The organism is Acinetobacter sp. YH16031 (assembly GCF_013417335.1).
In the GTDB taxonomy this organism is placed as follows: domain Bacteria; phylum Pseudomonadota; class Gammaproteobacteria; order Pseudomonadales; family Moraxellaceae; genus Acinetobacter.
In genome coordinates this window covers 1-12,593 of sequence record NZ_VPED01000047.1, presented here as the reverse complement: position 1 = coordinate 12,593, position 12,593 = coordinate 1, and the positions used below count along the sequence as shown (strand labels likewise).

14 protein-coding genes and 1 pseudogene are annotated in these 12,593 nt (G+C 34.6%); 9 read left to right on the top strand and 6 right to left on the bottom strand.

What is annotated here, in order from left to right:
* Together FTV31_RS14740 and FTV31_RS14735 are read left to right on the top strand one after the other, a co-directional pair.
* Positions 1–344: AlwI family type II restriction endonuclease (locus FTV31_RS14740; protein ID WP_180015572.1), on the top strand; the 344-nt coding region annotated here is incomplete at its 5' end.
* Positions 345–361: 17 nt separating this feature from the next.
* A pseudogene (locus FTV31_RS14735) lies at positions 362–508 on the top strand (type II toxin-antitoxin system mRNA interferase toxin, RelE/StbE family); the annotation flags it as partial.
* 455 nt (positions 509–963) lie between these two features.
* On the opposite strand, the gene FTV31_RS14730 reads toward FTV31_RS14735, so the two are convergent.
* Positions 964–1,662, bottom strand: coding sequence for a hypothetical protein (locus FTV31_RS14730; protein ID WP_179991637.1), 699 nt, complete (start codon positions 1,660–1,662; stop codon positions 964–966).
* A 90-nt stretch (positions 1,663–1,752) separates the two neighbouring features.
* On the opposite strand from FTV31_RS14730, the gene FTV31_RS14725 reads away from it, so the two are divergent.
* The 3 genes from FTV31_RS14725 to FTV31_RS14715 are packed head-to-tail and all read left to right on the top strand — an operon-like array spanning position 1,753 to position 4,122.
* A complete protein-coding gene (locus FTV31_RS14725; RefSeq protein WP_000897084.1) occupies positions 1,753–2,106 on the top strand; it encodes a hypothetical protein in 354 nt (117 codons plus the stop codon).
* Entirely contained in the window at positions 2,106–3,233 is a 1,128-nt protein-coding gene (locus FTV31_RS14720) for a DUF2515 family protein (protein WP_179995816.1), read from the top strand. The genes FTV31_RS14725 and FTV31_RS14720 overlap by 1 nt, the downstream gene beginning before the upstream one ends.
* Positions 3,217–4,122: a hypothetical protein gene (locus FTV31_RS14715; protein ID WP_171525057.1), complete on the top strand. Its 906-nt coding sequence runs from the start codon at positions 3,217–3,219 to the stop codon at positions 4,120–4,122. Before FTV31_RS14720 ends, FTV31_RS14715 begins: the two co-directional genes overlap by 17 nt.
* Positions 4,123–4,378: 256 nt before the next feature.
* On the opposite strand, the gene FTV31_RS14710 is transcribed toward FTV31_RS14715, so the two are convergent.
* The 3 genes from FTV31_RS14710 to FTV31_RS14700 form a co-directional block, all read right to left on the bottom strand.
* The gene (locus FTV31_RS14710; protein WP_179995736.1) at positions 4,379–5,356 is read right to left on the bottom strand and encodes a hypothetical protein; all 978 of its coding nucleotides are present in this window, start codon (positions 5,354–5,356) and stop codon (positions 4,379–4,381) included.
* A 293-nt stretch (positions 5,357–5,649) separates the two neighbouring features.
* Complete coding sequence (locus FTV31_RS14705; protein WP_179995737.1) at positions 5,650–5,946, bottom strand: hypothetical protein; 297 nt, start codon at positions 5,944–5,946, stop codon at positions 5,650–5,652.
* Positions 5,946–6,587 carry an AAA family ATPase gene (locus FTV31_RS14700; RefSeq protein ID WP_179997548.1) on the bottom strand — a complete coding sequence of 214 codons (642 nt, stop codon included), beginning with the start codon at positions 6,585–6,587 and terminating at the stop codon, positions 5,946–5,948. Before FTV31_RS14700 ends, FTV31_RS14705 begins: the two co-directional genes overlap by 1 nt.
* 331 nt (positions 6,588–6,918) lie before the next feature.
* On the opposite strand from FTV31_RS14700, the gene FTV31_RS14695 reads away from it, so the two are divergent.
* Entirely contained in the window at positions 6,919–7,926 is a 1,008-nt protein-coding gene (locus FTV31_RS14695; protein ID WP_179995738.1) for a replication initiation protein, read from the top strand.
* Between the two features lie 525 nt (positions 7,927–8,451).
* Positions 8,452–9,726, top strand: coding sequence for a phospholipase D family protein (locus tag FTV31_RS14690; RefSeq protein WP_179995739.1), 1,275 nt, complete (start codon positions 8,452–8,454; stop codon positions 9,724–9,726).
* Here the strand turns inward: FTV31_RS14690 and FTV31_RS14685 are convergent.
* Entirely contained in the window at positions 9,723–10,559 is an 837-nt protein-coding gene (locus FTV31_RS14685; RefSeq protein ID WP_179995740.1) for a DNA adenine methylase, read from the bottom strand. The two genes, FTV31_RS14690 and FTV31_RS14685, sit on opposite strands and share 4 nt — an antisense overlap.
* A complete protein-coding gene (locus FTV31_RS14680) occupies positions 10,559–11,803 on the bottom strand; it encodes a type II toxin-antitoxin system RelB/DinJ family antitoxin (protein ID WP_179991749.1) in 1,245 nt (414 codons plus the stop codon). The genes FTV31_RS14685 and FTV31_RS14680 overlap by 1 nt, the downstream gene beginning before the upstream one ends.
* A gap of 221 nt (positions 11,804–12,024) precedes the next feature.
* Here FTV31_RS14680 and FTV31_RS14675 point away from each other — a divergent pair, with 221 nt between their 5' ends.
* The gene (locus tag FTV31_RS14675; protein ID WP_000897309.1) at positions 12,025–12,345 is read left to right on the top strand and encodes a type II toxin-antitoxin system RelE/ParE family toxin; all 321 of its coding nucleotides are present in this window, start codon (positions 12,025–12,027) and stop codon (positions 12,343–12,345) included.
* Positions 12,338–12,593: NadS family protein (gene nadS / locus FTV31_RS14670; protein ID WP_180015568.1), on the top strand; the 256-nt coding region annotated here is incomplete at its 3' end. The genes FTV31_RS14675 and nadS, both read left to right, overlap by 8 nt.

The following is a 12,593-nucleotide window of genomic DNA, read 5'->3' as shown; positions in this document are numbered from 1 at the left end:
TGGAAGGGTCTTCTGTTCCACGACATTATGGTGATTTAGTGAGAAAGGTTGACCATGATGCATATTGTATATTTATAGCGCCTAAAGTTGCGCCAGGAACAAAAGCACATTTCTTTAACTTAAATCGATTTTCAACGAAACACTATGGGGGAAAAACGAAAATTGTTCCTATGTCTTTAGATGATTTTATATCTTTTTTACAAGTTGGAATAACTCATAATTTTCAAGATGTTAATAAATTAAAAAATTGGTTAGATAATTTAATTAGCTTTAACTTAGACAGTGAAGATGAAGAAGTTTGGTTTGAGGAAATTAGACGTAAAATCTCTACATGGGCTATGTAATTATGAAATGTAATATTGACCATGCTTTGACTGGAAATATGAAAAAATATCGGGACTGTCACATTCCTCCAGATCTGGTACTGCTTTATGAGAAAGATGATAAAGGAGTGATCCGAGTCTTGCGCCTGATTCGATTAGGTAGTCATAGTGAACTTGGAATATGAGAGTCACTGAATGAAAAAACCCCGGTATCCTGCCGGGGTTTTTTATTGTCGCTGATTGTGCTGTTGTACCCTCTGGTCCATGTGCAATAACTTATAATTTTTGTTTTATGTTATGGAACTTCCTGTTCCTGATGAGTTCATCATAGGAAAGTTCCAGTATCCTAGATAGCCGCAAAGGGCCGAGATTCACGTAAGCCTGAGCGTACAAAATAGCCTAAATTTTATCCACAGCAATTGGGGATAGTTTTGGAACCTAGATCCGTATGAAATGGGCGCTGACTGCTAAATTGATCGTTTTTTAATCAATTTTAATGGCAAAATGTTACATATTCGCTTAAAAACTCACCAACTTATTACAAAAGCGACTTTTTGCTGATTTCTTAGTCATGACTAAAATTTTAAGTAATTGATAATTATATTAATATACAAGTGTACTTCGTATAATCACCATTATGTTAAATAGACTTAATATTCGATGAAATTTCTTTGAATTCTAGTGCTGTCTTTTGGGTGTTGGGAATATGGCCAAACACATATTCATCCTTCGTCTGAAAAAAGAAATCAAAGCTTTGACTCATCAGTGAATCGACTTGGCTTTGCTTTTGATAAATAGGAGCAATCCGGTTGATGTAGTAATTAATCCACTCAGATTGATGATTAAACGTACCGTAGTCTCTTAAATCAGCATAGAGAAGTTGTAGATCCGCTGAAATGGCTTCAACATTGGGATTAAACATCCATACCGTGATGTTCATCGGTTCAACAGCCATGATTGTGTAGGCTTGCTCCTCATCGAACCTTTCAACTTTATAAAGTTGAGCTCCGCTGTCACTATAACTAGAGCAAAGTAACTTGGTATTTTGTACTTGAAAATGATCAACACCGATTTCATGTTCTCTCACTTTCCGTGAAAGTTCTAGACAATAGGGCAAAGCTTTTAACTCTGATTGAGCTATTTGCTGAAATAAGGTTATGCAACGATTGAGCACATAGCTTTCACCTGTTCCCGTAATAATTCCCTTGTACCAAGGATGGATTTTTGACGTTAAGTTATCTATTAACTGCTTTGTTTCACCTTCTTTGAGTGTGACTTCTTTATTGTCTGCAGCAACAATGATGCTATCATTCAATTGAATGGCTATGATAAAAGTCATACTTTGGTGAAAAAAATTGAACTATTAGAGATTTATTTTAAGCTAAATATAAGATTAATTTTTAAATGATTAAAGAAGATAGGTAAACCTATGGCAGGTGGTTCTCAAGTCATCATTAATAAGAATGGAATTACATTCATTACGCCTGCAAAGTTTGAGGCTAAGGCAGGTCAGCACCTTTTTAAAAGCGGTACAGAAGTTGGTGTAAATATCAAAGGCTTGCCAACTTATGAGGCCTATAATGAGAAATTTCAAATGTTATTGCCCTCTGGTGAGCCCTTTAAAAATGCTGATTATAAAATTTCAAATGCATCCGATGAGTTTATGGCCATAGCAGATAATAAAGGCCGATCTAAACGAATAAATTCCTTACAAGAAGAAAGCTTAAAGCTCGATTTAAATTGGATGAAGCTAGAAGCTGAACCGAGTGAAGGAGATGATTAGTGGGTAATTTAGATTGGGAAAGTAATACAAATACAACAGAGAATAGCTGTAAAACAGCACAGTGTGATTGCTTAACTTTTTGGGAAGTACAACAACAAATAGCGATGATCCGTCTGTCTAACTTAAAAGATGCCAAAAAGAATCTCTATAAACTCGAACCAGGATATGAAGCAAGAGCCAGAAGAATTGCCTCAGTTTATGCCAAAATTTATCTTGAACAAGAAAATCATGGAAGTCAGCAATTAAAAGGCCGTTATTATTGGATGGGCTTAGGTGCATTTGCTTCAAAAACTGTTGCAGCAGTGTTTAAACATGGCTTAACGGCTTGGGGGTATAAATGGATTCCCATTATTTCCCCTTTTGTCTTGACGCCACTTGTTCGCAATCCAGTACACTCTTTTGCGAAAGGGAATTTATGGTTATTTATGGATATTGCACCTTGGCATTATGCTTGGAGTATGTCTTCGCAATCTTTTAATCAATGTCGAACTCAACGTGATGTATCTAAGTTCACCCATATTAAGGAAGAAGTGTTAAATATTCCTTGGTCGAGTTGTTTACCCATCATTAAGCATTTGCAGAGTACAACTGAAATTACTCAGGCTTTTGGGATGCTTCCCAAGATAGAAGGCATTTTTAAAAGAAAAGGAAAACCAAGGAGAGATAATTTTAAAGATGCACAAGACGATCTTATGAAACATTTACTGGCAATTGCAGTACAGGAACAACGTAATATTTTACAAGAATTGGTTTGGAAGGACTGGATGGTACAAGCACAGGCAACTTTACAAAGCTATACCAAACTTCCCGATAGTACTTTAGTCCTTTCTAGTGATTATAGTGTTGATGCTGTTAAGCCTAGACATGGGAAATATGAAGGACGTCATAAAGATGTACTCGACAAATTACCTGAATCTGTCTATAGCGAACCTTTAGCGCATACCAAAGTTCAAGATTATGATAGCCGTATGGAGTGGATTCAGAAGGCAGCAGAAAAATATCATACCTTAATGTTAAGTGACACAGGGCGATCATTTTTAGAGAAGGAACTCGCAATTATTGCAGGATGGGGCAATAGTAAAGCGGACTTTGTAGTTGGCAAGGACAGTAATGATGGAAAGATTTAAGCATTATTTTAATTCTATCTTAGTCTTCATCTTCGGTTTCCTTCTTTTAGGTTGCCAACCTAATGCAAAAAATACAGAGAATAGTGCAATGAATCAGCAACCTTATTTACTCCATTTTGGTCTACAGGGCTTTAAAGACTTTGCTCAATACAATCAGAGTGCCGTGGATAACCATCCTGTCGCTAGTTTTCGAGAATTAGATTTTTCACCACCGAACCTTGGTCAAATTAAGATTGAAAATGGCGCGAGTAGCTTAGCTATTGACCATGTTTTTTATGTATTAGGAACATCGTTTCATAAGGAAGATGGTATTGAGGTTATGACTGTTAATGCAGGCTTAAATAAAGAGGAGTTTGTACGTCCTGAGCAAGCCTATCAAGCGTATGCGAATTTAATGAAACGAGTAAATCAAGCGGGATGGAAACTTTATATTGCTCCCTATAACCCACGTATAGCGAAAGAAGATAATATGCGATATGTCATGAAGTGGGGCTATTCGATTGATCCAAGCTATATTTTTAGTTATGAGGAATGGCAAAACATCATGAATGCGAGTGGTAGTGGGTCTTTGGGTTATCGCTTATACGCTAATGGTCTTTTATTGAATATATACATCAGTCAAACTAAAAAAACTGAAGATGAGAAAGAGCAATATATGGTTCGTTATACTTTTAACACCATTCGTTATGATCAACGAGATGCCTTAAGTGATTCAGAAAACAATATTAATGCTTATACAATGACTCCATTGGAGTTAAAACAAGCGTTTGAAAAGGAAGAACGAAGAACTCAAAGATCTAGAGAGTATGATGAAAAAGAAGCAATTGCAGAAGGTTATCGTATAGATGAGAGCTATGTTGGTCCTGATCTTTGGCAATATGTGAAATAATTAATTATTTCTAAAATTAACATAATACACCTTATACGAAACGCCTCTTAAAATCCCTTTTTAAACAATGTCTTATTCATGTAGAAACAGCCTAAGCAGTCACTCTTAGGCTGTTTTGGCAATTTTTCATGTTCCACGATTAATAAATAAACAATGTTCCACGGCTTTGTTTAGCCAAAAAACATAATGACCGCATTTTATTTGAGCCAATTTCAGCCCTCTTGGACTGAAATAATGGCCCAAACAAAATACGGTCTTAGAGGAAAATACACATCAATAAGAAGATAACAGCCAAGCAACCAAAACTCAGAGCCAAAACACGCCATAAATCCTTCTTTTTGGCGTTATTTTGGCTTTCATGCAGTAGGTTCGATACTTCCCTCAGTTGATGTTCAGAATTGCTTAAATCGCTTTTTAGACGCTTAGATAGCATGTGTAGTTGATTTCTTTCTTGGAGGAATTTCTGCCGTTCCTGTGTGAGTTGATCAATTTTTTCTTGGTCTTGGTGAATAATGGGCGTTTCTTTTTCGGCAAGTTGTTTTTCTAGAGCCTGTTTTTCGTTTTTTAAGGTGTTAATCGTCAGTTCAAGTTGTTTAAGTTCTTGATTGGATAGTCGCTGATTTTGCTCTAGTTGTTCATATTTCCCTTTGATCTGTGAAAGTTCATTCTCAAGCTGTCTAATTTTTTCATCAGCCTGTTCATGAGGCTTTGCTAATCGTTCAGTATGTCTTTCAAGCATCAAAACTGTTTGGAATAGCTCATCGTTTTTCTGCTCTAGTTCTGCAATCTTCCACTTTGAATTGTGCAATCCTTTGTAGCGTAAAAGGTCTTCTATACGTGCATCGCCATCTAAGAACTTGTTTTCTAAAACCTGATTACGTTCTTTTAATTCCGTATTTTGAATCTGCATCTGCATTTCACGTTCGGCCATACGGTCTAAACGACGTTTCAGGTTTTGTATTTCATTATTTTGACGAGTAAGCCGGTCTATCTGCCGTTCAACTTTGTTTGTTAAGGCTGTTTTGGTCTTTAAAGTGGTTGATTCATCTTCTGCAAACTCTTTGAGATAACGACTTAACAGTGATTCTTCCAAGTCAAAGGGCATATTTAAGTCTTTTTTGAGCACTTGGATGATGGATTGATAGGTCAAACCATCTTTTTTTAGGCGTAAAACATCGTCTAGATGATTTCTCAGCCACTTTTTCTTATTGAACGAAGGTTTATTTTTGATCACTTGAAAGCCTTAATTTTGTTGACGCTCTAAAATCGGTTTTCAACCGATTTTTTTAAGACACACCATACGCACCTTACAGGATGCCACTAAAAAAATTTAGATTTTTTCAGGGTATTTCTTAAAATAAATATATGATTTAAAAATATAAAACAGTAATTTTTATGTAAATACTTCCAAAAATTGCATAACTTTTTACAAGTGATTGATTTTTTTATTTATAGAATTTTAATACGTTTTATAAGGAATCTAGTGCTAGCTGAAAATAGAAAAGCCACCCTGAAGGTGGCTCAAAATTAGTAGCCTAACTCTTTCTTAATCAAATTATGTAAATCTTCATCCGATAAAGTATTGAGCTGACTAACAGCAGCTTTAAGAATGATAGACCGATTTGCTTTAGCAACACGACATTTAACCTTCAGATCATTAATTTGCTCACTTACATCTTCTGTTAACGAAAATGTATATCTTTGAAATTTAGCATTTGATGGGGTTAGTTCCTGAACATTTTTTGATGCACCAGAGATAAAATCATTCACTAATTTTTCATTTTTAGAAGTTTGATCTTCTCTTTTTAAACCTTTTAAAGCCATTAGAGGTCTCCTAAAAACTCTTTAGCGATTTGTTCAATTTCTTGTTTGGCTTTTTCATCAGATGACATTTCAAAAACGGATAACCCATTTTCATCAGCATCGTCATATATATTTCGATTACACGTAAAATTATTCAATGGAATGAGATCAAACGATTCACATGCTTCTTTAGCATCTAAGATACGTTGAATTTGACTCGGTAAAGTTGGACATTGAGTAATGACTGCTCGTGTATAGAGTTCAGGATTCACAGCTTTAGCGAGACGTATTAATTTTTCGACATGCACTAATGTTTTGAGATCTCGTCTTTTAGGACGGAAAGGCAAAAGCATATGCGTGGAAACAGTCATTGCAGAACGTAGGGCTTCAGAATCCTGTCCACCAGCATCAATAATGATATCTTGGTATCGCTTAGATAAGTCCATTAGGATTTGTCGAATATTTCCTGAAGCTTGTACTGATGGAATATTTTTTACAGCTGAATTTTCATCACGTTCTTTGATCCAATCGGTTGTTGTACCTTGTGGATCGGCATCGAGTAATAAGATATCTCGATTACTCGCTTGTAAATAAACTGCTAGATTTTGGGCTAAACAACTTTTGCCAGATCCACCTTTTTCACCACCAACTAATATGATCATTTTTATTTAACTTACGTAACTTATTTAACTTAAGTATATTCTAATAATAGAGAAGATCAATGTATTCACATAGTTAACTTTTTACGTAACTTAAATAACTTATGTAACTTACGTAAGTTTATAAAAAAAGTTTTATCTTATATATACTTTTTGATTGAATTGAATTACAAAATAGATATATTGTATAAACTACAGATATGAAAAAGCCCCGTAACTTTCAAATCTTGGCGGAAGAGAAGTTACAGGGCTTGAATTCTTAGAACATGCTTGCACATGAACTGTATTAATAATACATGGTCATTGTGCATTTGCAAATAGTGAAGATAAGCAAATGCAACAATTATCTTTTCTGCTTGATCAATTTCAAGACAGATTACCTAAAAAGCCTTACTGTGCAGATAATTTGGATTATGGTCTGATGATCATGCCTAAAGAAATTTCTATAAAATACAGATATATACAGCCAAACAGTCCTTATTATTTACATTATCTAGTATTTGATTTGGATTATGAGGCTTCATTATCAGAAATATTATATGGACTAGTAGGAGTACCATTACCAAACTTAGTAATTGCTAATCCTTACAATGGTCGTTCTCATATTTTATTCCAGTTAAAAACACCGATTTATACCACTGATGCTAGTCGTCAAAGACCAATTCTCTATGCAAATGCCATTCGACATAAACTTGGAGAGTTGTTCAAAGCAGATCCCGCATATACACATCTAGTAGCTAAAAATCCTATGTCTAGTTTTTGGAAAACTACGTGTTTACGGGAAAAACCTTATACCTTAAATGAGCTAGCAAGAAACTTAGACTTAACTTGGAATGATGCTAAAAGAGAAATTAAACAAGATGAAGCGATAGGTTTAGGACGTAATTGTTTTGTATTCCATACAGCTCGTCATTGGGCATATAAAGAAATACGGAAGTATAGAGGGAGCACATATTCTGTTTGGCTTGAGAGTGTAATTCAGCATTGCGTGAAGCTAAATCAGGGTTTGATTCAACCTATGACCTATGGAGAGGTGAAAGGCATTGCTAAGTCTATTGCGCGCTATTGTTGGAAAAAAGACCCATATTGTTATCAGGAGTTCATTGATCGCCAAAAATATAAGGGGCGATTGGGTGGCATTAAAGGTGGAAAAGTAAGATCTGCAAAATATGATGAGCTGAGGAGGCAGGCAAGGGATCTACATTCACAAGGTTTGAGCTGTAGAAAAATTGCAAGTGAACTCTGTGTATCTAAATCAGTTGTGGCTACTTGGATAAAGTGTCCAAGTGAGCCTAAATCAGATATTAGCGCTTTGGAAACTACTTTTGGTTTGTTTTCTTAGTTAAGTGTCCAAGTGAGCCTAAATCAGATATTAGCGCTTTTGGGAGTTTTTTTTGTTACCTATATATTCTTCTACTTCAAACTTTCAGTTAAAAGCAGATCATAGTTTCATTTCTAAGAATGCTTTGTTTGAATTATACGAAAGTTTTGTCTTCTATAGTTATAATGGAAGACAAGATCTTGCTTATTGTACTGAGGTACATCTTAGTGATGATCCTTATGTAACCCTATATTCTGTTCAATATGAAGAAAAATTTAGGCATCTTAGGATCAGAGATTTTGATTTCATCTATGGTCAAAGTTTTGATGAATTGAGAAAAAAATTTATAGTCTGAATTGATAAATGCCTCTTTAAAGTGGCATTTTTTTTGAACCAAATTTCGTATAAGAAACTTTATGTTAAATGGATAAGGCTGAAAAAACATAAAATCTTTTTAAATTAGATAAATTTTAGCAAAGCATTAATTTACTCGTTAATATTTGGGTTAAACTTAAAAAAGGAGTATAGCAAAATTGATGGAATCAAATGCCTTCACCAAAAATCTTTTTTCAACGTCTTGATGGCGCTGATTTTGTTAATGAATTAGCTACAGCCTCTTTTAATTATAATGAAGGTATCATTAGTGTTGCTTTTGCGCGAAAAAATGGTGCTGATATCATTTGTAATAATGTTCTAAACAATAAAAAAATAATATTTTTCATAGGAATAAATAATGGAGTAACGTCTAAGCAAGCTTTAGAATATCTTCTAGATAAGAATGTACATCAAGATATTTATTTGGTTAATACTGGTACTCCCCAACAGATTTTTCATCCTAAAGTTTTTTGTTTCTATGAAGAAGCTTCAAAGGAAGGAGTATTGAGTGTTGGAAGCTCCAACCTAACTTCTGGAGGATTTGAAACCAATATTGAAGCCAATATTTTATTGTATATAAATCATTCTAATTGGGATTTAATACAAACAATAATGATGAATTTAAATATCATAAAGGCTGATTGTATTCATTTAAAAAGTAAGCATCAGTTAGATAATTTACTAAATAATGGTTTTCTAGAGGATGAAAGTAAGAAAATTTTTGTTCCTGTTAGAAATCATATAGTATGGAGTCCTAGCTCTCCAAATATTCCAAAAGTTAAACTAAAAACAATAGTTAAGTCACAGAAAGAACCTACTAGTACAGGTACAGTCTCACCTACTAGTACAGGTACAGTCTCACCTACTAGTACAGGTACAGTCTCACCTGCCAGTACAGGTACAGTCTCACCTACTAGTACAGGTACAGTCTCACCTGGTATCCAGACAATTTGGTTTGAAACGAAGCGAATGACTGGTGGATCAAGAAATATTTTAGATTTATCAATGAAATCTTTAGTTGAAAGAGGAGATCCGAAAGGAACTATTTTTGAATTTAATGATTCTAAGTTGATGCTAGGTACAGTGTATTTTTTTGGAGTAGATCCTTTAAGTAGTCATAAACGTAAACTAATTACATTAGAGTTTGATGGGGTTGATTATATTGGCAATGAGATACTCTTCCCTACAGGAGATAATGCAAATGGTACGTGGCGCCTTCAGATTAAAGGAGTAAGCTCTAATAATATAAAAATTACAGATGCTTTTAGAGCAAAAGAAGAAGGATATTACTTAGTCGAAAAAATAATAACCTTTACTAAGATTCGTGAAGATTACTACTCTTTATCTGTATATTCAGAATCAGAAATGGCTAATTTTAAATTATCTTCACGAATCTTAGGTAGGAATGGTTCTTCAAAAAATGCTAAGCAATTTGGATTATTTTAAAAACGGCTTAACCATTCTTGGTGCTTATTTTTTCTAGCTCCGCTAATGCCACCATTTGCACCACCAAAGTTAAGCATAATTGTATCTTCACTTAATGGAATTCCTTCAGAAATAAATAAAGGAACATTATTTATTTCTCGAAATCGCTTAACGAAAAAGTTTAAATCAAAACTGTATGCGTATCCTGTTGTATGTTGATATGGTGGATCAACATAAACAATCGAGTTTGTAGGAAATGGAATACTGAGTAATTCCATAATATCCATATTGAAACAAGTTACTCCACTCATTTTGTTTACAATAGTATTTATTCTCCGTCTTAATTCATTCGGAGATGGTTGCATAGCATTTGCAGGACTACGACGAATACTTGTTTCAGTTGGTTCCCAATAGTCTCTAAAACAAGCATTTGCCCAATTTTTTTCCTTACGATAGATTTGTTTTCCACCAAAGGAACAAGCTTGAAGGATTGGATAAAGTTCCACTTCATGTTTATCTATTGGTAGTTTAGAAAGAGTAGATAAATGCTCTTTAAAATCTTTTTGACTACTAGGTAACTCTGCTAAAAATTGATCAAAAACATCCATATTAAAAGTATTAGATCCTATAGCTGACCAAAAAGCCCCCCAAGAACTAATATCAAGCATAGAGATACGTGTTGGATCTATACCTCGATTAACTAATTCAATAGAAATTGCACCTGAACCACAACATAAATCATAGAATTGAGTATTGGAGTCAGTAGAAGAGTTTAGAATTACATCAACTATTTGAGATGCTACACGTTGTTTACCACCTTGATATGAACAAGGCACTCGTAATATTGAGCTCATCAACATTTCCTTTGAATTAGAATTCTTGCATAAACTCTTTGACCATTGATTATACCGACCCCTCCTCTATCCTCAGAGTGTTGTAAGTATTTTACTTGTGAAAGAACATCAGAAGGTACATTGGAACGTGCATTACCATTAGCAAGCATTACAATTTCAAATTGATCTGGATTATATTTATCAAGGAATGTAATAGGTACACCCATTAAGCCATCATAATCTACTGGAATATTTTGAGTGCGGTTAACCTCAATGGCATCATAATTTTCATATTTTGGATAATCATTTGAATTATATGCTTTAGTTAAAACTAAATTTTCATGACGTCTAGTGGTATCTAAATTAGTAAACCAACGAACACCTTTGACTCTAATAAAGCGGCGCCCTGTATCATCTATCCCACAATTACTTGCATTTAATGGATAGTCATCAGGAACATAAAACTTACGATCTCCTGATCTTATAGAATCACCATACCAAATTTTATTATCACGAAAGAGTGGGAATATTTCCTTGCATGTTGATGCATTCATATTTCCAAGAATAATAAACTTTTTTTTATGCTGCATTAGCAAACTAATATATTCACGGAAAAGACTGAAGGGAGGATTAGTGACTACAATATCTGCTTCTTGTAATAGAGTTTCACATTCTTTTGAACGAAAATCACCATTACCATTTAAATGTACAAGAGAGTTACTCGGTATAGCAAATAAAGATTCTAAGTCTAAAGAACCATCAGGTCTTTCTAAACTATGGTTAGGTACCTCTTTTACTACTGCTTTATAGGCACTAGTTCCCCCATTTAGAGGATATTCTTGGCCTGCTAAACTAGATTCTGAATAGCAAGTGGATATTAGACCCGCTAATTCTAAGTCATCGAAATGAAGTATAAAGAATCTAAAGAAAGCTGATTCAAATGGATCATCACAATTACAAAGTATAGTTTTTCCCTTGAAATGCCTTCTATGGTTCATCATTTCCACAAAAACATCTTCATATTGAGTGTAAAATTCATCTTTTTTAACAATAAATGCATTATTAAGAGTGGCATTTCCAGATTTCAATTGAACTATTGGACGCTCGATATTTATATCAAATGGCATCTTTCCCTCACGAACAACAGTTTTAAGAAATGTATTAATCGCTGTGGACATGCTAATACCAATTTCATCAAATATTTTGCTAGCACTTTTTTTAACATCTAGATCAATACGGATTGTAGTGGTTGGTTTGATGGACATCTTTGGGCTCCAATAGAGAAATACAATGTAGCACAATTTAGTGCTGTAATCTCTATATAGAAGCATTGGTAATACTAGGATGATTATTAAAACACCAATCTTATTATTGAGTTTTCCTACAATTAACATAATACGGATTATGCGAAACGAGAGCCTACTGCTCTCGTTTTTTCATTCTAGAACTGCTAAACTTCTTATACGCCATTGACGTACTTCAACCTATGTTATTCATTGAAACCAGTATTTTTACCAAGCAAATTAAAGAGCTTGTGAGTGATGAAGAGTATCGTCAGCTCCAGCAAGATCTCTTGGTACAGCCTGATAAGGGCGACTTAATCAAGAATGGCGGTGGAATTCGTAAAGTACGCTGTGCTCAAGGCAATAAAGGTAAAAGTGGCGGTATCCGGGTGATCTATTATTGGGTCACAGAGGATGATCAGATCTTTTTCCTGGTGGCTTATCCAAAGTCTGTGAAAGATAACCTGACAGACAAAGAGACCTCTATTTTGCGTCAATTAGTGAAGGAGCAATTTCATGGATAACAACTTATTTGATGACCTGGTTGCTTCAATCAAAGAAGCTGGTGCCATCAAACGCAATGAAATGAAAGCAAGCCGGGTAACTGAGCTTGAATTGCCAGATATTAAGGAAGTACGTGAGAAGACAGGCTTAACCCAGGCAGAGTTTGCTGCACGTTTGCATATTAGTGCCAGAACCCTACAAAACTGGGAACAAGGCCGTCGCTATCCGACTGGTCCTGCAGCGACTCTAATTCGTATTCTGGATGCTC